Below are 19,993 nucleotides of genomic sequence, written 5' to 3'. Positions count from 1 at the left end.
CGCGATCGAGGCGAGGATGGGGGAGGTCGGCGACCGGCGCGGGTCGGTGTGACACACTCGCCGGCCGGGCACGTCACGGTGCCCCGGCGCCGATGGGAGGATCGATGGGTCAGCAGCACCGGAGGGTGGTGACCGTCGCCGTCGTGCTCGCGCTCCTGCCGGTCGCGCTGACCGCCTGCGGCGACGACAAGAGCGCCGGGAGCGCCGACGGCTCCGCGTCCGCGACCCAGCAGGCGCCGGCGCAGGAGGCGGCCACCAAGAGCCGGGAGCGGGTGCAGGCGTACCTCGAGGCGCTGGCCGCCCGCGACGTCGCCGCCGGCCGCAGCCAGCTCTGCGCCCCGCTCCAGGCCGCCTTCGACACGGCCGCCACCGGGCCCAACGGCGACTTCGCCGACCATTTCACGGTGTCGCGGGCCACCATCACCGACGTCCGGACCGGGCCGCGTGGCCAGGAGGTGAGCGCCTCGATCACGGTCGCCGCCGGCTCCGAGACGGCCACCCGTGCGCTGCTGTTCACGGTCACCCGCACCGGCGCGGACTGGTGCATCGCCGGCGAGGCCCAGGGCGGCAACTCCGCCCAGCCGGCCGGCACGCCCTGACCCGAGGCGCCGGCTGGCGTGGATCTCCCACGCACCGGAACCGTCCCCCTCGGGGTGGAGCGTCCCGGACGGTCGCCGTACGCTTCCCTTCATGCGCCATGAGTGGCATCAGCTGAGTCACCCCGCCGTGGGCAGCACTGGTCTGCAGACCAGCCGCCCGACCGCCGACTCCGCCGAGGACGTGGCCCTCGGCCTCGACCGCTGGCGGGAGTTGCCGCGCGCGCAGACCCCGCCGTGGAACGATCCCGCGCAGGTCGCCGAGGTCTGCACCGTGCTCGACACGGTGCCGTCCGTGGTCGCGCCCTACGAGGTCGACCAGCTGCGGCGGCGACTGGCCCTGGTCTGCGAGGGCAAGGCGTTCCTGCTCCAGGGCGGCGACTGCGCGGAGACGTTCGCCGACAACACCGAGAGCCACCTGCTGGCCAACGCCCGCACCCTGCTCCAGATGGCGATCGTGCTCACCTACGGCGCGTCGCTGCCGGTGATCAAGGTGGCCCGGGTCGCCGGGCAGTACACCAAGCCCCGGTCGCTGCCCACCGACGCGCGCGGCCTGCCCGCCTACCGCGGCGACATGATCAACTCGCTGGAGGCCACGCCGGAGGCGCGGGTCGCCGACCCGCAGCGCATGATCCGGGCGTACGCGAACTCGGCCGCCGCGATGAACATGATGCGGGCCTACCTGGCCGGCGGGCTCGCCGACCTGCACGCGGTGCACGACTGGAACAAGGACTTCGTCCGGCAGTCCCCGGCCGGTGAGCGCTACGAGGCGATCGCCCGGGAGATCGACCGCGCCATCGCCTTCATCCGGGCCTGCGGGATGACCGACGAGGAGGCCCTGCGCACGGTCACGCTCTACTGCTCCCACGAGGCGCTCGCGCTGGAGTACGACCGGGCCCTCACCCGGATCTCCGACCGCCGGGCGTACGGCCTGTCCGGGCACTTCCTCTGGATCGGCGAGCGGACCCGGCAGATCGACGGGGCGCACATCGACTTCATCTCCCGGATCGCGAACCCGATCGGCGTCAAGCTCGGCCCCACCACCACGCCGGACGAGGCGATCGAGCTGTGCGAGAAGCTCAACCCGGACAATGTCCCCGGCCGGCTCACGCTGATCAGCCGGATGGGCAACCACCGGGTCCGGGACGCCCTGCCGCCGATCGTCGCCAAGGTCACCGCGACCGGCGCGAAGGTGGTCTGGCAGTGCGACCCGATGCACGGCAACACGCACGAGTCCTCCAACGGCTACAAGACCCGGCACTTCGACCGGATCGTCGACGAGGTGCTCGGCTACTTCGAGGTGCACCGCGGTCTGGAGACCCACCCGGGCGGCCTGCACGTCGAGCTGACCGGTGAGGACGTCACCGAGTGCCTGGGCGGCGCCCAGGGCATCGAGGACCTCGACCTGCCCGACCGGTACGAGACCGCCTGCGACCCGCGCCTGAACACCCAGCAGTCGCTGGAGCTGGCGTTCCTGGTGGCGGAGATGCTCCGTGGCTGACGCGAGGAGTGAGCTTGCGAGCCCCGCAGTCGGCAGCCGAAGAGACGACAGTGGCTGACGCGAGGAGTGAGCTTGCGAGCCCCGCAGTCGGCAGCCGAAGAGATGACAGTGGCTGACGCGAGGAGTGAGCTTGCGAGCCCCGCAGTCGGCAGCCGGAGGGAATACCGTGGATAGTGTGATCGATCTTCGGACGGACACCGTGACCCGGCCGACGCCGGCGATGCGGGAGGCGATGGCCAGCGCCGAGGTGGGCGACGACGTCTACGGCGAGGACCCGACCGTCACCGCGCTCGAGGCCGAGGTGGCCGCCCGGTTCGGGCACGAGGCGGCACTGTTCGCCCCGAGCGGCTCGATGGCCAACCAGCTCGCGCTCCAGCTTCTCGTCCCTCCCGGTGACGAGCTGCTCTGCGACGCCGACGCGCACGTGGTCACGTACGAGGTCGGCGCCGCCGCCGCGTACGCCGGAATCTCCACCCGGACCTGGCCGGCGGCCGGCGCGGAGCTGGACCCCGACGTGGTCGTCGGGATGATCCGGCCGGACGGCTACTTCGCGGTGCCGACCCGGGCGATCGCGGTCGAGCAGACCCACAACCGGGGCGGCGGCGGGGTGATCCCGCTGTCGGCGCTGCGCCGGATGCGCGAGGTCGCCGATGAGCACGGGGTGGCGCTGCACTGCGACGGCGCCCGGATCTGGCACGCGCACGTGGCCGACGGGGTGCCGCTGGCCGAGTACGGCGTGCTGTTCGACACGCTGTCGGTGTGCCTCTCCAAGGGGCTGGGCGCGCCGGTCGGCTCGCTGGTGGTGGGCAGCGCCGAGAAGATCGCCCGGGCCCGGTTCCTGCGCAAGCGGATGGGCGGCGGCATGCGGCAGGTCGGCATCCTGGCTGCCGCCGGCCGGTACGCGCTGGCGCACCACGTCGAGCGGCTCGCCGACGATCACGCCAAGGCCGCCCGGCTGGCCGAGGCGGTCGCCCCGCACGGGGTGCTCGCGGCCGGGGTGCGGACCAACCTCGTGCCGCTGGACCTCACCAAGCATCCGCTCGACGCGCACGCCCTCGCGGCCGCCGCCCGGGCGGAGGGCCTGTTGATCTCGGTGCTCGGCCCGCGTACCGCCCGGCTGGTCACCCACCTGGACGTCACCGACGCCCAGGTCGACCGCGCCGCCGAGATCCTGACCGCCGCCCTGCGCGCCTGACGGTCGTCAGGCGCCTGGCCGGCGCTCCGCGCCTCCTCCGCGCGAGGCCGGCGCTCCGCGCCTGGCCTGTGATCAAGGAGTTCGGGTCGGTTCCGGCGCTGATCGGGACGCAAACTCCTTGATCAGATCACCGAGGAGTTTGCGGGGCGGGTCGGGTGTTCTTCGTTCCCGGTCAGGGGTGCAGGCGCCTGAGGGTGGCGATGTCGGCGGCGTGGCCGACGTGCTTCTCCGTGGGCGTCTCCACCAGCACCGGCACGCCGGCGGTCGCCGGGTGGCGCATCAGTTCGGCGAACGCCGGCTCGCCGATGCTGCCCTTGCCGATGTTCTCGTGCCGGTCCCGGGTGGAGCCGCACAGGTCCTTCGAGTCGTTGGCGTGCACCAGCCGTAGCCGGTCGGCGCCCACGGTGGCGACCAGCGTGTCCAGCGTGGCGGTCATGCCGCCCTCGGCGGCCAGGTCGTGCCCGGCGGCCCAGGCGTGACAGGTGTCGAAGCAGACCCCGAGCATCGGGTGCCGGTCGACCGCGTCCAGGTAGGGGCCGAGGTGCTCGACCCGGGAGGCCAGCGACCGGCCGCCCCCGGCGCTCGGCTCGACCAGCAGCATCGGCCCGCCGACGGCCGCGGTCTCGTCCAGCAACGGGAGCAGCGACTCCCGGACCTGCCGCAGCGCCGCCTCCGCGTGCCCGGCGTCGACCGAGCTGCCGGCGTGGAACACCACGCCCTCGGCGCCGATGGCTCGGCCCCGGCGCAGCGCGTGGGCCAGCGTCTCGGCCGACCGGGTGACCGTCGCCGGGGTGGGGGAGCCGAGGTTGACCAGCAGCGAGGCGTGGATGAACACCGGCAGGCCACGCTCGCCGCAGCCGTCGCGGAACAACGCGTCCTGCGCCGGGTCGCCCGCCGGCAGCGCCCAGCCCCGCGAGTTGGAGACGTAGACCTGCACCACCTCGGACGCGGTGGCCTCGGCGTACGGCAGCGCCGCCCGCGCCAGCCCACCCGAGGTGGGCGTGTGCGAGCCCACCCGCCGGTGCCCGCCGGTCGCCTCCGCCGGGCTCACAGGCAGGTCACCGTGACCGTGGTGCCCGGTGGCACCGGCGTGTTCTCGGCCGGGTTCTGCAACCGGGCGATGCCGTTCGGGTTGAGCTGGACGTTGACCGGGAAGCCCTGGCTCTCCAGCGTCTGCTTGGCCTGCTGGCAGGGCATGTCGATGACGCGGGGGACGGCCACCTGGGGCGGGCCCTTGCTGATCTCCAGCTTGACCTTCGCGCCCTTCTCCACGCCGGTGCCGTCGGCCGGACTCTGGCCGAGGATCTCGTCCTTCGGCTTGTCGGAGTCCTTGTAGTTCTCCTCCGCCGTCAGCCCGAGCTTCCCGAGGATGCCCCGGGCCTCGTTGATGTTCTTGCCGACCAGGTTGGGCACGGTCACCGGGGCGCGGCCCTTGCTGAGGATCAGCGTCACCTTCGACCCGGGCTTGACCACGGTGCCCACCTTGGGGTCGGTGGCCAGCACCACCCCGGCCGGCAACGCGTCGTCGTAGCGGGAGGCGCCCTTGGCCGGCGCCAGCTTCGCGTCGGTCAGCTCGGTCTGGGCGAGTTCGAAGTCCTTGCCCACCACGTCCGGCACCGGCAGTCGCTCCGGGCCCAGGGACAGCGTCAGCGTGATGGTGCCGCCCTTGACGATCCGGGCGGCCGAGCCCGGCGCCTGCCCGAGCACGGTGTCCTTGGGCACCTTCTCGTCGTAGCGGGCGTCGGCGTAGCGCAGCGTGAAGCCGCCGCGCTGAGCCTGCGCCTCCGCCTCGGCCTTGGTCAGGCTCACCAGTTGCGGCGCGACCGTGTACCGGCCCACCCCGAACCACCAGCCGCCCCCCGCGGCCACCAGGCCGAGCACCACGACCACCACGGCGACCGCCAGCCGACCGCGCGGCGAGCCCATGATCCGGGTACGCAGGGCGGCCAGCCGCTCACCGGGCCCCGCCGGCTCGTCGGCGCGCCGCCGGTGCGGCTGCTGTGCGCCGCCCCCCTCCGGCAGCCGGGCCCAGGCCGGCCGCTCGGCCGGGCGGACGGCGGCCACCACCTGGGTCGGCTGGCTCAACACGGCCGTGTCGTCGCTGAGCTGGCGCAGCACCGCGGTGTGCGCGTGCGGGTCGCCCAGCTCCTCGCGGGCGGACCGCACCTCGGTCAGCAGCGCCCCGGCGTCGGCCGGGCGGGCCGCCGGGTCCCGTCGGGTGGCCCGGGCGACGAGCGCGTCGAGGACCGGCGGCAGCGCCGGGACCAGGGTCGACGGCGCCGGCACGTCCCGGTCGACGTGCTGCCAGGCGACCTCCACCGGGCGGTCGCCGTCGTAGGGCACCCGGCCGGTGAGCATCTCGAACAGCACGATGCCGGCCGAGTAGACGTCGGTGCGCGGATCGGCGTGCCCCTGGGTGACCAGCTCCGGCGCCACGTAGGCCACGGTCGCCATGAGCTGGTTGCCGTTGTCCTCCTCGGCGCTGGCCTCGACGGCCCGCGCCAGCCCGAAGTCCGCCACCTTGACCACGCTGTCGACGAGGTTGCCGCCGGCGCCGGTGGGCGCCTCGGCGACCAGGACGTTCTCCGGCTTGACGTCGCGGTGCACGAGACCGGCCCGGTGCGCGGCGGCGATCGCGGCGAGCATCTGCTCGGCGATGGCGAGCGCCTCGTCCGGGCGGAGCCGCCGCCGCTCGGCGAGCACGTCGCGCAGCGTGCGGCCACGGACGTACTCCATGACCAGGTACGGCAGGCCGGCGTGGATGCCCTGGTCGTAGACCGCGACCACGTTCGGGTGGGTGAGCCGGGCGATGGTCTTCGCCTCGTCGGTGAAGCGCTCGACGAAGCCGGCCATCCGGGCCCGCGCCTGCGGCGCCTGGGTGGGATGAATGATCTTGACCGCCACGGTGCGCTCCAGGCGCTCGTCGGTGGCGGTGTACACGGTCGCCATGCCGCCACGAGCCACGCGACCGCGAATGCGGTAGCGCCCGTCGATCAGCGAGCCCAGCAACGTGTCGGCGACCTGTGTGTCCATCGGCAGGCAGTCTATGTGTCGGGAGGGTGAAGGATGAACAGGATGCTACCGCCGGGGTGCGACGCGGGTGGACCGCCACACGGCACGGGCCGGTCCGGGGGTGCCGTGCGCCGGGTACGACGGGCACGTGGCAGGGTGTTCTGGTGACCGATTCCGTACCCGCCGAGACCGGTGCCGACCTGCCCGGACCGACCGACCCGGCCGGCTGGCTGACGCTGCCGGACGTGGCCGAGCGCCTCGACCTGTCGATCAGCAAGGTGCACCAGATGATCCGGGACCGGGAACTGCTCGCGGTACGCCGCGACGGTGTCCGCCGGATCCCGGCCGACCTGGTGGCCAACCACATCGTGCTCAAGCACCTGCCCGGCGTGCTCAACCTGCTCGCCGACGCCGGGTACGACGACGAGGAGGCGCTGCGCTGGCTCTACCGGGAGGACCCGTCCCTCCCCGGCACGCCCGCCGCCGCCCTCTCCGGCGACCTGGCCCGCGAGGTCAAGCGCCGAGCCCAGGCCGTCGCCTTCTAACCCCACCCACCCCCGTCCACCCCTCCCTCACCCCCCACCCCCCACCCCCCACCCCACCGGCCCCCGCAGATTCACGGAAAGCGTGCCCATTTCGCGCTCGACAGCCACGCTTTCCGTGAATCTGCGCGGATCTTGGGTGGGGGGTGAGGGAGAGGGGAGGGCGGGGGTCAGTCGGCGCGGCGGGTGGCGGCGATGGCCAGGTCGACCAGGGCCTGGCGGGCCTCGGTGTCCAGGTCGACGGCGGTCAGCGCGGCCAGCGCGCTCTCGGTCAGCGTGGCGATCCGGCGCTCGGTGCGCTCCAGCGCGCCGCTCGTGGTGATCAGCTCACGGAGCCGGGTCACCCCGGCGGCGTCCAGACCCGGCTCGCCGAGCCCGGCCAGCAGCAGCTCCCGGCCGGCCGGGTCGAGCGCCTCCAGCGCGGCCGCCACCAGGTACGTCCGCTTGCCCTCGCGCAGGTCGTCGCCGGCCGGCTTGCCGGTGCGCTCCGGGTCGCCGAACACCCCCAGCACGTCGTCGCGGAGCTGGAACGCCTCACCCAGCGGCAACCCGTACGCCGAATAGGCCGCGTGCACCTCGGCCGGGGCGTTGGCCAGCGCGGCGCCCAGCAGCAGCGGACGCTCGACGGTGTACTTCGCCGACTTGTACCGGGCCACCTTGCCGGCCCGCTCCAGCGAGGTGTCGCCGGTGGCCTGGGTCAGCACGTCCAGGTACTGCCCGACGGTCACCTCGGTGCGCATCTCGTCGAAGACCGGCCGGGCCCGCGCCACCGTCGCCGGGGCCAGGCCCGCGGAGTGCAGCAACTCGTCGGACCAGACCAGGCAGAGGTCGCCCAGCAGGATCGCGGCGGCGTCGCCGAAGGAGTCGGCGTCGCCGCCCCAGCCCGCCGTGCGGTGCCGGGCGGCGAACCGCCGGTGCACCGCCGGCTCCCCCCGCCGGGTGTCCGACCGGTCCATGAGGTCGTCGTGGATCAGCGCGCTGGCCTGGACGAACTCCAGCGCGGCCAGGGTGGCGACGACCTGGTCGGAGTCGACTCCGCCGGCCCCCCGGAAGCCCCAGTAGCCGAACGCCGGGCGCAGCCGCTTCCCGCCACCCAGCACAAATGCCTCGATCGCCTCGGCGACCGGCAGCAGACCGTCGTCGACGGTGGTCAGCCAGGCGCGCTGGCCGGTGAGGAACTCGGTGAGCGCCTTGTCGATCCGCTGGCGCAGGCCGGCGCGGTCGACGGGGGAGACGGGAGCAGCGTGGGTCACGCCACGACGCTAGTCGGTTCCCGTCGGACCCGCCTCGTCGCCGCCCCGGCGCGCCGTCCGGCGCGGGACGGCCCGTGCCCGCCCCGACCCGGGCCCGCCCGGCTGCGGGGGCCGGCCGGTACGGGCGGGTGGACGCGGGCGACCCCGGCGGGCGCCGGAGTGCCGACCCGGGCGACCGGCGGCCCGGGTGCCGCCACGGGCCCGCGCGGGCCGACCGGCAGCATCGGTCGCACCGGCGGGTTCGGGCGGCGGCCCGGCGGTCGGGTTGCCGGTCGGGGCCGGTTCGGGCCGACCGGCGGTGTCGGTCGCACCGGCGGTGTCGGTCGCACCGGCGGTGTCGGTCGCACCGGCGGGTTCGGGCGGCGGACCGGCGGTCGGGTTGCCGGTCCGGGCCGGTTCGGGCCGACCGGCGATGTCGGCCGCCCCGGCGGGCCCTGGTTCGGGCGGTGGACCGGCGGCCGGGTTGCCGGTCCGGGTCGCGTCGGGCCGACCGGTCACCTCGGTCGCACCAGCGGGTCCGGTGAGTCCGGCGGCCGGTCCGGGCCGGTGACCGGCCGGCCCGCGGCGGAGCCGGCGGCTGCGGGCCGCGGCCTCGGTGATCAGCTCGCCCGGGACGCCGAGGACCCGGGCCAGCCAGGCGGACCAGAAGTCGCCGGGGAGCCGGAGCTGGCGCTCCCACCGGGACACCTCGTGCCGGGTGAGCGTGGGCACGCCGGCGGCGGCGCACAGCTCGGCGGCGATCCGCTGCTGGCTCCAGCCGCGGGCGGCCCGCAACTCGGCCAGGAGCGGCCCGAGCTGGCGGGGGCCGGACGGCGGGGACGGGGACATCGGGACCTCCGGGGCGACGGCGCGGTGGCGACGCGGACGCCCGGCCGTGCCGCGCCGGCGCGTCGCCGTCGGGACGACCCCCGCGCGGGCCCCCGGGCCGGCCACCCGCCGCCCCACCGCGCTGCCGTCGTTCCTACTCCGGGGGTGCGACGTTCCGGTATCGACCCGTTCGTGGACTGGGAAGGTTCTCGGCACAGCGGGCCGGTCCGGCTACAGTCGGTCCGTGGCTCTCGGTCTACCCTCGGTCCTCCCCAACCCCCAGCCGGCCATCGGGGAGCTGATCCGTGACGGCCAACCGACCTTCTCGTTCGAGTTCTTCCCACCGAAGACCGACGCCGGGGAAAAGCTGCTCTGGCAGGCGATCCGCGAGCTGGAGTCGCTGCGTCCCTCGTTCGTCTCGATCACCTACGGCGCCGGCGGCTCGACCCGGGACACCACGGTCGCGGTGACCGAACGGATCGCCACCGAGACCACGCTGCTGCCGATGGCGCACCTCACCGCCGTCAACCACTCGACCGCCGAGCTGCGCCACGTGATCGGTCGGCTGGCGTCGGTCGGGGTGCGCAACGTGCTCGCCGTGCGGGGCGACCCGCCGGGCGACCCGGGTGGCGAGTGGATCGCGCACCCCGAGGGCGTCCGGTACGCCGAGGACCTGGTCCGCGTGGTCCGCGACAGCGGTGACTTCAGCGTCGGCGTGGCCGCCTTCCCGTACAAGCACCCGCGCTCGCCGGACGTGGACAGCGACACCGCGCACTTCGTCCGCAAGTGCCGGGCCGGCGCCGAGTTCGCCATCACCCAGATGTTCTTCGACGCCGACGACTACCTGCGGCTGCGCGACCGGGTCGCCGCCGCCGGCTGCGACACCCCGATCCTCGCCGGGGTGATGCCGGTGACCCAGATCGGCACCATCGCGCGTTCGGTGCAGCTCTCCGGCGCGCCGTTCCCGCCGGCGCTGGCCGAGCGGTTCGAGCGGGTGGCCGACGACCCCGAGGCGGTCCGCCAGCTCGGCGTCGAGCAGGCCGGGGAGATGTGCGGGAAGCTCCTGGACGAGGGCGTGCCGGGGATCCACTTCATCACGCTCAACCGGTCCACCGCGACCCGCGAGGTGTGGCAGCGGCTGCGGGCCGACGCTCGGGTGTGACGACCACCCGCCACACACGACACCCGGGCCACCCTTCTACGGTTGATCCGTGGTGGGCACACAGCTGAACTGGGACCAGTACGCGACCGCGTGGGCGCGGCTGCACGGTGGGTTCGATCCCCGTAGCGCCGCGCCGGTGGTGCGCGCCTGGCTGCGCTTCGCCTATCACGTGGGCTTCGTGCTGGGCCGGCTGCGCGTCGGCCCGACCGCGGTGACCGTGTTCGGGGTGCTGCTCTGCTTCTGCGTACCCCTGTTGGTGGGGCGGGCCGGCGACGGGCCGTTCCTGGGCGCGTTGTTCGTGCTGCTGGCCGCCGTGGCGGACAGTGTCGACGGCGCGGTGGCGGTGGCCACCGGCCGCACCACCCGGCTGGGCTACGTCTACGACTCGGTCGCCGACCGGCTCGGCGAGGTGGCCTGGCTGGTCGCGTTCTGGCTGCTCGGTGCGCCCGGCGCGTTGGTCGCGGCGGCCGGCGGCCTGTCCTGGCTGCACGAGTACGTGCGAGCCCGGTCCGTCTCGGCCGGGATGCGGGAGATCGGCGCGGTCACCGTGGGGGAGCGGCCCACCCGGGTCTCCGTGGCCCTGGTCGGGCTGCTGGTCGCCGGGCTCACCGGGCTGATCGACGCCGACCTGACCGCCGGCACCATCACCATGGCCACCACGGTCTGGGTGTTGCTCGCCGGCTTCGGGCTCGGGCAGTTGCTCGCCGCGGTCCGCCGCGCCCTCGTCGACGTCGGCTGACCCCTGCCGCGGTGGTGAGAAGGGGCCCCTTCTCTACCGGAGGCGTTAAGAAGGGGCCCCTCCTTTCACCAGGCGGGGCCGATGGCGTCGGCGACTATCTCCGCGGAGAGGGTCACCATGGGGAGGCCGCCGCCGGGGTGGGTGGAGCCGCCGACCAGCCACAGGCCGGCGGCCGGGCCCCGGTTGGCCGGGCGCAGCAGCCCGCCCGCGGTGCCGTAGATCGCCCCGCCCGGCGCGCCGGTGGCCGCGTCCAGGTCGGCCGGGGTGCGGATCTCCGAGAACACCAGCCGGTCCCGGACGTCCACGCCGCGTTCGGCCAGCACGTCCAGGACCCGGTCCGCGTACGCCTCGGCCAGTCCCGGCCGCCGCCAGTCCACCGCGTCCGGGGCGGTGCCGTGCCGGGGCGCGTTGACCAGCACGAACCACGCCTCGTGGCCGTCCGGCCGGACCGCCGGGTCGTCGGCGGCGGTGACGAACACGGTCGGGTCGGGCGCCGGGCGGGCCCGCACGCCGCGACCGGGAGCCCCGAACACGGCGTCGAACTCGGCGTCGTAGTCGTGCGGGAAGAAGACGTTGTGGTGGGCCAGCCCGGAGTCGCCGCGCACGCCGAGCAGCAGCACGAAACCGGCCAGGCTGCGGTCGGTGAGCGCGGCCAGCCGGCGCGGGTCGGGCAGCAGGTCCCGGTAGACGGTGAGCGCGTCGGTGTTGGCCACCACCACGTCGGCGGGGACCGGCGCGGCCGACCCGGCGACGCGTACCCCGTGCACCCGGCCGCCGGCCGCGTCGATGCCGGTGACCGCCGCGCCGGTGCGGATCAGCACGCCCAGGTCCAGGCAGCGCGACAGCAGCGCGTCGGCGAGCGTGCCCAGCCCGCCGCGCAGGTACCAGCCGCCGAAGGCCAGCTCGGCGTAGGGCACGGCGACCAGAGCGGCCGGCGCGCGGCGCGGATCGGCGCCGGTGTAGGTGGCGTACCGGTCCAGCAGCATCCGCAGCCGCCGGTCGGACAGGTAGCTGCGGCCCAGCCCGCGCAGCGTGCGGCCGGGACCGATGGCGGCGAGGTCACCCAGCCGCCAGGCCAGCGCGGCCAGATCGCGCGGCGAGTCCACGGTGCGGCGCAGGATGTCCCGGTGCGAGGCCGCCCAGACCCGCTCGGCCCGGCGCCACAGCCGCCGCCAGTCGGCGGCGGACCGGTCGCCGAACACGGCGCCGATCCGCGCGGCGAACTCGTCCGGGTCGGCGCACGAGTCCAGCGCGGGACCGCCGCCGGGGAAGACGTGCCGCACGATCGGGTCCAGCGGGACCAGGTCGAGGTACTCGTCGAGCTTCGCGCCGGTGGCCTCGAACAGGTCGGAGAAGACCTGCGGCAGGGTGACCAGGCTCGGCCCGGTGTCGAAGCGCCACGCCCCCTCCGGGGTGTGGTGCGTGTAGCGGCCGAGTTTGCCGCCGACCGTGCCGGCCCGTTCCAGGACGGTGACCTCGTGCCCGGTGACCGCGAGCCGGGCGGCGGTGGCGAGCCCGCCCACGCCGGCGCCGATGACCACGATGCGCGCCATGGGGTGCCCCTCCTAGGTGACCGGGCGACCCCGCCAGGTGAGCCGGCGTCGCTTCCGCAGATGGTACGACCGGACGGTCAGCCAACCCAGGACCACGACCGACACGGGGTGCGCCAGCGCGTCGGGCCAGGCCCGGCCACCGGTGGCCCGGGCGCTGACCACGCGTCCCGCGACGCCGGCCAGGTAGGCGCCGAACGCCACCCCGGCCACCGCCGGCGCGCCGGCCACCAGCGCGGCCACGGCCAGCAGCGGCGGCGCGGTGTAGAGCAGGAGCAGCAGGGCCAGCACGACGGCCGCGCCGGCCGGATGGCCGAACGAGGCCCAGAGCGACTTGGTGTAGCCGTCGCGTAGCTGCGGCCAGTCGTCGTACATCCGGCAGGAGGCCAGCCGGGAGCCGTCGGCCAGCGCGATCCGGCCGCCGGACCGCTTCACCGCCCGGGCCAGCTCGATGTCCTCCAGCACCTTGTCGGCCACCGCCGCGTGCCCGCCGGCCCGCAGGTAGCCGGCCCGGTCCACGACCAGGAACTGCCCGCCGGCGGCGGCCAGCGAGGGCCGCCGCGAGCGTTCCATCGCGCGCAGCGGCAGGAACGTCAGCCACAACCACTGCAACAACGGCTGCACCAGTCGGTCGGCCGCCGTCCGCACCACGATCCGGGGGTACGGCGACAGCAGCGTCGCGTCGGCCGTGCGCAACCCGGTCACCGCCGCCGCGACCGCGTACGGGGTGAGCACCACGTCGGCGTCGACGAACGCCAGCACGGTCGGCGCCGGGTCGGCGCGGGTGGCGAGCTGCCAGCAGGCGTGCGGCTTGCCCAGCCAGCCGGGCGGCGGCGCGACGCCGGTGAGCAGCGTGACCCGACTGTCGGCGCCGGCCACCGCGCGGACCACGTCGGCGGTGCCGTCGGTGGACCCGTCGTCGAGCACCACGATCCGCAGCCCGGGCACGCCGCGCTGGGCGAGCAGCGCGCGCAGGCACGGGGTGACCCGGGCGGCCTCGTCGCGCAGCGGCAGCAGCACCGCCACCGGCTCGGTCACCTCGGCCGGGCCGCCGGTCGGGCGGCGCAGCCAGGCGACGGCGTTGACGAGCGTGTGCCCGGTGAGCGCGGCGACCGCCACCACCAGCGCGAGCGCGGCGGTCATGCCGGCGCGTCGACCCGAGGCGCGGGATCCGGGGCGGCGGCGCGGTCGCGTCGGGCCCGCCACAGCACCACCGCCAGCGGCACCGCGGCCACCGCCATGCCGGCCGCGCCCCACAGCGCGGACGCGGGCAGCCGGAGGAAGACCGCGTGCGCCAGCACGCTGGAGGCGTACGTCCAGAGGTAGAGCGTGAACATCGGGCCGTCCCGGCCGTCCACCCGCTCGACGGACGGCCCGGCGAGCGGGGGCAGCGCGGCGGCGAGCAGCACCGCGAAGCCCAGCCAGCCGAGATAGTTGCTGACCGGGATGCCGGGCAGGCCGGGCAGCGCCGGGGTGGCGTCGAGCCAGGTCCAGTAGCCCTCGGCCACCATCTGCGGGTCGAGGAACAGGTCCCACGCGGCGAGCCCCACCGCCGCGAGCGCGACCCGGGCGGCGCGGGAACGGGTGAGCCGGACCGCGGTGAGCCACGCCGGCCAGGCCATCCAGGTCCAGGCCAGCGGGATGATCAGCGGTACGCCGGCCAGCTTCGGGCCCAGCTCGCCGGAGTAGTCGTAGCTGCCGAACGGGAACCCGGTGGCCACGCCGAGCGCCTCGACCGCGAACCCGCCGCCGGTGACGAGCGCGACCAGCGCGGCGGCGACCCGCGTGCCCCGGGTGAGCAGCGCGTGGCCGACGGAGAGCAGCCAGCCGAGCACCACGGTGGCCACGGTCAGCCCGGCGCGGGTCGTGCCGCCGGTGAGCGGGTAGCAGATCTGGGCGAGGACCAGCACGGCCAGCAGCGCCCAGGGCACCCGGGCGCGGCTCATGTCGTCCCCGGCTCGGGGGCGGGCAGCGGCAGGTCCCGGCCGAGCACGCCGAACGGCCGCTCGTCGCCGGGGAAGTGGAAGTGCCGCAGCACGTCGACGAAGCCGAACCGGCGGTAGAGCCGCCACGCCCGCGACGCCTGCTCGTCCGCCTCCGGGGTGGAGAGCAGCGTGGTGTCGCCCTCGGCCATGGTGAGCAGCGCGCGGAGCTGACGGGCGCCCACACCGTGCCCCTGCGCGGGCGGGCGGACGTGCAGCTCGACCACCTCGAACGGGCGGGCCAGCCAGCGTTGCCGGGCCTGCGCGTTCAACGCCCGGTACACCTGGTCGTGCCACCACTGGCCGGTGGCGCCGAGGTAGCCGTACCCGAAGCCGGCCAGGCGCCCCTCGGTGGTCAGGCTGGCGACGGCCCGGAACCCGGGTCGGCGGACGTGGGTGGCGATGTAGCCGCGCCGGGCCTCCAGCAGGTCGGCGCGGTAGCCCATCGCCTCGCCGTAGACGGCGACCACGTCGTCCAGCCGCCGGACCAGGTCGTCCGGCGTCCACCGCACCAGCCTCATGCGTTCCCTCTCGCGGAGTCGGGGTCGCCCTCGGCGGCGACCCAGCCGAGCACCGTACGGTCGCCGCGGACGTCGCCCACCGCGAACCGCGCGAACAGTTCCTCCGCGTACCAGCCCTCGGTGGGGGTACGGGTGATCGCGGCGCGGTGCTCGGGGGAACGGTACGCGAACGCGACGAGGTCCGCCGGATCACGCCACACGCTCACCGTGCCCTGCCAGCCCAGCGGCGCCTCGCCGACGCCGAACCGGGCGAGCAGCCCCGGCGCGGCGTGCAGCTCACCGGCGACCGGCGGGATGGCCCGCCAGAACGTGGCCGCCCGACGGGCCCGCAGTCGGGCCCGGGTCAGCGCCAGCACCGGCCCGGTGACCCGCCCGCCGGCCGGGGCGCCGAACGGCTCCCGGCCGGACCACCGGCCCCGGCTGGTCAGCGGGCGCAGGTCCACCCGGACGGCGGCGTCGGCGATCCGGGCCCAGGAACGGGCGACCGGGGAGGTGTCGAAGCGGGTCGCGTCGGCCGGGGAGTCCCAGACCACCAGCGCGGCCCACCGGGTCAGGTCGGCGTCGCCCGGCCCGAAACCGGTGCCGGTCCCGGTGCCGAGCAGCTTGGCGAAGCGGACGCCGGGTAGCCGGCGCAGCCGCGTCGGGTGGGTCGCCATCCGGGCCAGCGCCCCGGGCACGGCCCGCCGGGGGACGCGCCACACGTGCAGCGTGACCAGCTCGGGGTTCACGCCACCCCGGCCGGGTCGCCGCCGGTGATCCGCAGCAGTTCCGCGTACGTGGTGGGGAACACCGCCTGCGGCACCCCGCCGGCCGCCCACAGCTCCGGGTACCCCTCAAGGGCGGTGTCGACCAGGGTGCGCAGCGGCCCGGGGTGGCCGACCGGGGCGACCCCGCCGATCACCTGCCCGGTGTGCCGCTTGACGAAGTCGGGGGTGGCCCGGCGCAGGTGGGTCACGCCCAGCGTGGCGGCCAGCCCGGCGGTGTCCACCCGGTGCGCGCCGGAGGTGAGCACCAGCAGCGGCTTGCCGTCCGCGTCGAAGACCAGCGAGTTGGCGATGGCGCCGACGGCGACGCCGAGCGCCGCGGCCGCCGCGGCGGCGGTGTGCACCGCCTCGGGCAGCAGCCGGACGGCGCTGCCCCGGCCGGACCCGTCCCGTGCTCCCGCGTCGTCGAGCGCCCGCTGCACCGCCCGCACGTTCGGATGTGCCTGTGACTGCATGCCCCGATTCTCCCCCACCCGGTCCCCACCCGGTCCCCACCCGGACCCGGATGTGTTGATCATGAGGTTGGCGGTGCCGCCCTCGGCGTGTCGGACCGTCAACCTCATGATCGACCGGTGGGTGGCGGGTGGGAGTGCGGGTGCGGGGTGCGGGTGTGGAGCAGGGTCTGGATGCCGTCGAGGATGCGGGCGAGGCCGAAGTCCAGGGTGGGGTCGGGGGTGGTGGGGGAATCGCGGGGGGCGGGGGCGGACAGGGCGGCGGCGAGGGCCGGGAAGCGGTCCTCGCGGCCGTGCACCAGCGCGCCGAACGCCGCCTCCCGGCCGGACCCGGGCGGGAGGGCGGCCAGGTTGCGGGCGTGGCCGACCAGCAGCGTGGCCACGTCGAGCCGCTCGGACGCGGTGAGCCCGGTTCCGGCGAGCGCGGCGACGACGCGTTCCACCCAGGCCAGCTCGTTCGGGCCGGGCAGCCGCGCGCCGACGGCTGCCGCCTGCGCCCAGGGATGCCGGCGGAACCGCTCGACCAGCCGCCGGGTCCAGTCGTCGAGCTGCCCGCGCCAGCCCGCCCCGGCCGGCGCCGGAACACCGGGCGCGGCCCGGTCGGCCGTCGGGACCGGCGTCGGCTCACCCAGCGCCCCCGGCGCCGTGACGTCGGGTGCGGCCGGGGCCGGGGGCGGCTCGCCCAGCGCCGCGTCCAGCATCAGGGCGACCAGCTCGGCCCGGCCCGGCACGTAGCGGTAGAGCGCCATCTTGGTCACCGCCAGCGACTCGGCGACCCGCTGCATGGTCAGCCCGTCGAGCCCGTCCGCGTCGGCGACGGCGATGCCGGCGCGGGCCACGACGGCGGGTGAGAGCGTGGGACGCGGCCCGCGCCGGGGCCCGACGGGCGTGCCCCAGAGCAACTCGAACAGCCGCTTCTTGTCGACCTCACCGGTCCCCACGAGTTCATCCTCCCCGGCATCCGTCCGTCAGCGGAGAAGATACGGCTCGGGAGCCGGGCCAGCCCGGGGTGGCCCGGACCCGGCCGGCGGCGTCCACCAGCAGGGCCGCGTACCCGTCCAGGGTGGCCAGCCAGTCCAGCGCGTCCGTGCCGCGGGCGACGGCCGCGGTCGCGTACACGTCGGCCCAGAGCAGTTCGGGACCGACCACGGTGACCGACCGGACCGCCTCGGCCGGCCGCCCGGCGCGCGGGTCGGTGATGTGCGCGCCGCGCCGCGCGGTGCCGGAGGTGGCGACCGCGCCGGCGGCCCGCTCGACCACGTCGAGCACCAGGTCCGGACGGTCGGGGTCCTCGATCCCGATCCGCCAGGCCGGCCGGCCCGGCCCGGCCCGCAGCAGCACGTCCCCGCCGGCGTTCAGGCACAGGTCGTGGTCGGCCAGGTCGGTCAGGTGCCGGGCGGCCCGTTCCACCGCCCAGCCCTTGACCAGGCCGGACGGGTCGTAGCCGGTGCCGCCCCGCGGCAGCGGCAGGCGGCGGGCGTCGAACCAGCCGCCGGTCCGCACGCGGGCCGTCTCGCAGAGCCCGGCCACCTCGCGCACCAGCGGGTCGGCGGTCGCCGCCGGGCCGGGCGGCGCACCGCGCAGGCGGCCCAGCACGCTGTCCGGCCGGTACGTGCTGAACACCGCGTCGACCGCGCGCAGCTCGGCGAAGAGCCGGGCCACCCGCTCCTCGACCGCCCCGGTACGCACCCGCGGGCCGCGCAGGTGCACGCTCACCGGCAGCCCCATCACCTGGGCCACCCAGGCCCGCCGGTCGCTCATCCGAGGTGCGCCGCGTCGATGGCGGACTGGAGCGACTCCCGGTAGCCGTCGCTGGTGACGGTGGCTCCGGAGACGCTGTCGATCCGGGCGCTCTGCGCCGCGAGCGCCTCCTGCCGCAGGATCGGCACCGCGTAGTCGTTGATCTCCTGGTCCCGCCGGTTGCCGTCGGGTACCTGCACGGCGGTGACGTCGGTGATCTTCCCGCCGGAGACGGTGATCTTCACCTGCACCGGTCCCCACCGGGTCTGCGCCACCGACCCGGTGGCCGTGCCGCTGTCGCCCCCGGTGGGGCTGCCGGTGCCGCTGTCGCCGGTGCCGGTGCCGCCGCCGGTGGATGGGTCGGAGCCGGTGGTGCCACCGTCCGTGCCGCTCCACGAGCCGCCGCCCGGGTCGGTCCTGGCCGCGACCGCGCCGGTCTCCCCGGCGCCCATGGTGCTGGTCCGGTAGCTGAACAGCAGCACCAACGCGGCCACGGTGGACAGCAGCCAGATGGTGATCCGTCGCACGGATCCTCCCTTCGCGCCTGTCACCAGGCGAAACGTTCGTGATGGACGTGCGCGTCGGGCACTCCGGCCGCGCGGGTCGCGGCGCGGACGGCGTCGACCCAGCCGTCCGGGCCGCAGAGGAAGACGTCGTGTCCGGCCACGTCGGGGGAGAGCCGGCGCAACGCCTCGGCCTCGGCGAGCCCCTCGGCGTACGCCGGCAGCCAGGACGGCCGCGCCGCCCGGGGGCCGACCAGGTGGTGCACCACCAGCCCGCGCTCCGCGACGAGCCGGTCCAGCTCGGCGGAGAAGGCCAGGTCCTCCCCGGTACGCGCGCGGTAGGCGAGCACCGCCTGCCCCGGCGCGTACGGCAGCTCCCAGAGCAACGCCAGCAGCGGGGTGAGGCCGACGCCGCAGGCCAGCATGGTGATCCCGCCGCCTCGCCAGTGCTGCCCGGTGAGCCGCCCGTACGGCCCCTCGATCAGCACCCGGGTGCCGGGACGCAGGGCGGCCACCCGGGCGCTGCCGTCGCCCAGGTCCTTGACCGTGATCCGCATCAGGTCGCCGCGCGGCGGCGCGGACAGCGAGTACGGGTGGGCCCGGGACCAGCCCGGCCCGTCCAGGAACCGCCAGAGCAGGAACTGCCCGGCCCGGACCGGCAGCCGGTGCAGGTCCCGCCCGCGCAGCCAGACCGAGGTGACCCCGGGCGCCTCGGGCACCACCGCGGCCACCTCGATCCGGTGCCGCAGCGAGCGCCAGGCCGGCAGGCCGAGCCGCCAGATCAGCACGCTGGCCAGCGCCAGCAGGTAGACCGTCCACCAGTAGGCGCGGGCGAGCGGCGAGGCGATGAAGTCGGCGCCGGTCCAGAGCTGGTGCGGCAACGCCAGCGCGACGCCCAGGTAGGCGTAGAGGTGCAGCAGGTGCCAGGACTCGTAGCGCAGCCGCTGTCGGGCCGCGCGGACCGAGGTGACCACCACCAGCACCAGCAGCGCCAGCGCCGCGGTGGCCAACAGCATCCCCGGGTACGTGACGACCAGGTCCCAGGCTTCGGCGAGCACCCCTTGGCGGGCGGTGCCGGCGTACCCGAGGACGGTCAGCAGCACGTGCGCCAGGAGCAGGTGGAACGAGGTGAGACCGGCGAGCCGGTGCCAACGGGCGATGCGGTCCTGGCCGAAGCGACGCTCCAGCTGGGGCACCCGGGCCATCAGCACCACCTGGATCAGCATCAGGTCGGCGCTGACCAGGCCGGTGAGCCGGCCGAGCGAGGTGAGCCCGGTGGCCGTGCCGGCCCACAGCTCCTGCACGCCACGGTCGGCGGTCCAGAGGGCGGTGACGACCAGCAGGCTGAGCGCCGCGAGGCCGCCGGCGACGTCGGCCCACCAGGCGGGGGCGGCCGGCGGGGTGCGGCGCACCGTGCGCCGGCCGGCCACGGTGGCGGTCACCGGAAGGGTTTTTCGGTACGGCTGACGTTCATGGGGGTAACCCTGGTCCGACGAGTTCCGGGCCGCCTTTGCCGCGGCTGTGCGCCGGCTGGGAATCCGGCCGCCCACCCGGCGTGTCCCGGGCACGTCACACGTTGCGTTTTCGTCGGTGGGGAGGTGTACTGTCAGGGTAGTTAGAACGAGTGTTCGATTGGATCGCGTTTGACGCGGGTCGCGGTTGACCCGCTCCGCA

At 75.6% G+C, this 19,993-nt stretch carries 20 protein-coding genes; 6 read left to right on the top strand and 14 right to left on the bottom strand.

Going from position 1 to position 19,993, the window contains the following annotated elements; all coding sequences use genetic code 11:
- Nucleotides 1-104 precede the first annotated feature (104 nt).
- From OG767_RS23645 to OG767_RS23635, 3 genes are all read left to right on the top strand, one after another.
- A complete protein-coding gene (locus OG767_RS23645) occupies nucleotides 105-599 on the top strand; it encodes a hypothetical protein (RefSeq protein WP_405090560.1) in 495 nt (164 codons plus the stop codon).
- Between the two features lie 91 nt (nucleotides 600-690).
- Entirely contained in the window at nucleotides 691-2,097 is a 1,407-nt protein-coding gene (locus OG767_RS23640; protein WP_281936657.1) for a class II 3-deoxy-7-phosphoheptulonate synthase, read from the top strand.
- A 175-nt stretch (nucleotides 2,098-2,272) separates the two neighbouring features.
- Complete coding sequence (locus OG767_RS23635) at nucleotides 2,273-3,292, top strand: threonine aldolase family protein (protein ID WP_405090559.1); 1,020 nt, start codon at nucleotides 2,273-2,275, stop codon at nucleotides 3,290-3,292.
- A gap of 172 nt (nucleotides 3,293-3,464) precedes the next feature.
- Here the strand turns inward: OG767_RS23635 and OG767_RS23630 are convergent, their stop codons facing one another.
- Entirely contained in the window at nucleotides 3,465-4,343 is an 879-nt protein-coding gene (locus tag OG767_RS23630) for a deoxyribonuclease IV (RefSeq protein ID WP_405090558.1), read from the bottom strand.
- The gene (gene pknB, locus OG767_RS23625) at nucleotides 4,340-6,325 is read right to left on the bottom strand and encodes a Stk1 family PASTA domain-containing Ser/Thr kinase (RefSeq protein WP_405090557.1); all 1,986 of its coding nucleotides are present in this window, start codon (nucleotides 6,323-6,325) and stop codon (nucleotides 4,340-4,342) included. Before pknB ends, OG767_RS23630 begins: the two co-directional genes overlap by 4 nt.
- Nucleotides 6,326-6,468: 143 nt before the next feature.
- On the opposite strand from pknB, the gene OG767_RS23620 reads away from it, so the two are divergent.
- A complete protein-coding gene (locus OG767_RS23620) occupies nucleotides 6,469-6,849 on the top strand; it encodes an Rv2175c family DNA-binding protein (protein WP_343445907.1) in 381 nt (126 codons plus the stop codon).
- A 167-nt stretch (nucleotides 6,850-7,016) separates the two neighbouring features.
- On the opposite strand, the gene OG767_RS23615 is transcribed toward OG767_RS23620, so the two are convergent.
- Nucleotides 7,017-8,099 carry a polyprenyl synthetase family protein gene (locus OG767_RS23615; RefSeq protein WP_405090556.1) on the bottom strand — a complete coding sequence of 361 codons (1,083 nt, stop codon included), beginning with the start codon at nucleotides 8,097-8,099 and terminating at the stop codon, nucleotides 7,017-7,019.
- 9 nt (nucleotides 8,100-8,108) lie between these two features.
- The gene (locus tag OG767_RS23610) at nucleotides 8,109-8,927 is read right to left on the bottom strand and encodes a helix-turn-helix domain-containing protein (RefSeq protein WP_405090555.1); all 819 of its coding nucleotides are present in this window, start codon (nucleotides 8,925-8,927) and stop codon (nucleotides 8,109-8,111) included.
- A gap of 223 nt (nucleotides 8,928-9,150) precedes the next feature.
- Here OG767_RS23610 and metF point away from each other — a divergent pair, with 223 nt between their 5' ends.
- Both metF and OG767_RS23600 read left to right on the top strand, forming a co-directional pair.
- Nucleotides 9,151-10,068 (top strand): methylenetetrahydrofolate reductase [NAD(P)H], encoded by a 918-nt coding sequence (metF, locus tag OG767_RS23605; protein ID WP_405090554.1) that lies wholly within the window; start codon nucleotides 9,151-9,153, stop codon nucleotides 10,066-10,068.
- Nucleotides 10,069-10,117: 49 nt separating this feature from the next.
- Nucleotides 10,118-10,807: a CDP-alcohol phosphatidyltransferase family protein gene (locus OG767_RS23600; RefSeq protein ID WP_405090553.1), complete on the top strand. Its 690-nt coding sequence runs from the start codon at nucleotides 10,118-10,120 to the stop codon at nucleotides 10,805-10,807.
- Nucleotides 10,808-10,872: 65 nt separating this feature from the next.
- Here OG767_RS23600 and OG767_RS23595 read toward each other — a convergent pair whose 3' ends face one another.
- From OG767_RS23595 to OG767_RS23550, 10 genes are all read right to left on the bottom strand, one after another.
- On the bottom strand, nucleotides 10,873-12,360 hold the full coding sequence (locus OG767_RS23595) for a phytoene desaturase family protein (RefSeq protein ID WP_405090552.1): 1,488 nt from the start codon (nucleotides 12,358-12,360) through the stop codon (nucleotides 10,873-10,875).
- 12 nt (nucleotides 12,361-12,372) lie between these two features.
- Nucleotides 12,373-13,500, bottom strand: coding sequence for a glycosyltransferase (locus OG767_RS23590; protein ID WP_405090551.1), 1,128 nt, complete (start codon nucleotides 13,498-13,500; stop codon nucleotides 12,373-12,375).
- On the bottom strand, nucleotides 13,497-14,303 hold the full coding sequence (locus OG767_RS23585) for a carotenoid biosynthesis protein (RefSeq protein WP_405090550.1): 807 nt from the start codon (nucleotides 14,301-14,303) through the stop codon (nucleotides 13,497-13,499). The genes OG767_RS23590 and OG767_RS23585 overlap by 4 nt, the downstream gene beginning before the upstream one ends.
- Entirely contained in the window at nucleotides 14,300-14,860 is a 561-nt protein-coding gene (locus OG767_RS23580; protein WP_405090549.1) for a GNAT family N-acetyltransferase, read from the bottom strand. Before OG767_RS23580 ends, OG767_RS23585 begins: the two co-directional genes overlap by 4 nt.
- On the bottom strand, nucleotides 14,857-15,588 hold the full coding sequence (locus OG767_RS23575) for a monooxygenase (protein ID WP_405090548.1): 732 nt from the start codon (nucleotides 15,586-15,588) through the stop codon (nucleotides 14,857-14,859). The genes OG767_RS23580 and OG767_RS23575 overlap by 4 nt, the downstream gene beginning before the upstream one ends.
- On the bottom strand, nucleotides 15,585-16,079 hold the full coding sequence (locus OG767_RS23570; protein WP_405090547.1) for a YbaK/EbsC family protein: 495 nt from the start codon (nucleotides 16,077-16,079) through the stop codon (nucleotides 15,585-15,587). The genes OG767_RS23575 and OG767_RS23570 overlap by 4 nt, the downstream gene beginning before the upstream one ends.
- A gap of 104 nt (nucleotides 16,080-16,183) precedes the next feature.
- Nucleotides 16,184-17,017, bottom strand: a complete 834-nt coding sequence (locus tag OG767_RS23565) for a TetR/AcrR family transcriptional regulator (RefSeq protein ID WP_405090546.1) — start codon at nucleotides 17,015-17,017, stop codon at nucleotides 16,184-16,186.
- Between the two features lie 4 nt (nucleotides 17,018-17,021).
- Nucleotides 17,022-17,837 carry an FAD:protein FMN transferase gene (locus tag OG767_RS23560; protein ID WP_405090545.1) on the bottom strand — a complete coding sequence of 272 codons (816 nt, stop codon included), beginning with the start codon at nucleotides 17,835-17,837 and terminating at the stop codon, nucleotides 17,022-17,024.
- A complete protein-coding gene (locus OG767_RS23555) occupies nucleotides 17,834-18,343 on the bottom strand; it encodes an FMN-binding protein (protein WP_405090544.1) in 510 nt (169 codons plus the stop codon). The genes OG767_RS23560 and OG767_RS23555 overlap by 4 nt, the downstream gene beginning before the upstream one ends.
- A gap of 20 nt (nucleotides 18,344-18,363) precedes the next feature.
- Nucleotides 18,364-19,761, bottom strand: a complete 1,398-nt coding sequence (locus OG767_RS23550) for a ferric reductase-like transmembrane domain-containing protein (RefSeq protein WP_405090543.1) — start codon at nucleotides 19,759-19,761, stop codon at nucleotides 18,364-18,366.
- Between the last annotated feature and the right edge of the window lie 232 nt (nucleotides 19,762-19,993).

The sequence above is a fragment of the Micromonospora sp. NBC_01392 genome (genome assembly GCF_045040125.1).
GTDB lineage: Bacteria > Actinomycetota > Actinomycetes > Mycobacteriales > Micromonosporaceae > Micromonospora.
This window is presented reverse-complemented; position numbering and strand designations above follow the sequence as displayed.

Coding starts and splice junctions, on each gene's coding strand:
- OG767_RS23645 (WP_405090560.1), top strand. CDS start 105: ATGGGTCAGCAGCACCGGAGGGTGGTGACCGTCGCCGTCGTGCTCGCG.
- OG767_RS23640 (WP_281936657.1), top strand. CDS start 691: ATGCGCCATGAGTGGCATCAGCTGAGTCACCCCGCCGTGGGCAGCACT.
- pknB (WP_405090557.1), bottom strand. CDS start 6,325: ATGGACACACAGGTCGCCGACACGTTGCTGGGCTCGCTGATCGACGGG.
- OG767_RS23610 (WP_405090555.1), bottom strand. CDS start 8,927: ATGTCCCCGTCCCCGCCGTCCGGCCCCCGCCAGCTCGGGCCGCTCCTG.
- OG767_RS23595 (WP_405090552.1), bottom strand. CDS start 12,360: ATGGCGCGCATCGTGGTCATCGGCGCCGGCGTGGGCGGGCTCGCCACC.
- OG767_RS23590 (WP_405090551.1), bottom strand. CDS start 13,500: ATGACCGCCGCGCTCGCGCTGGTGGTGGCGGTCGCCGCGCTCACCGGG.
- OG767_RS23585 (WP_405090550.1), bottom strand. CDS start 14,303: ATGAGCCGCGCCCGGGTGCCCTGGGCGCTGCTGGCCGTGCTGGTCCTC.
- OG767_RS23580 (WP_405090549.1), bottom strand. CDS start 14,860: ATGAGGCTGGTGCGGTGGACGCCGGACGACCTGGTCCGGCGGCTGGAC.
- OG767_RS23570 (WP_405090547.1), bottom strand. CDS start 16,079: ATGCAGTCACAGGCACATCCGAACGTGCGGGCGGTGCAGCGGGCGCTC.
- OG767_RS23560 (WP_405090545.1), bottom strand. CDS start 17,837: ATGAGCGACCGGCGGGCCTGGGTGGCCCAGGTGATGGGGCTGCCGGTG.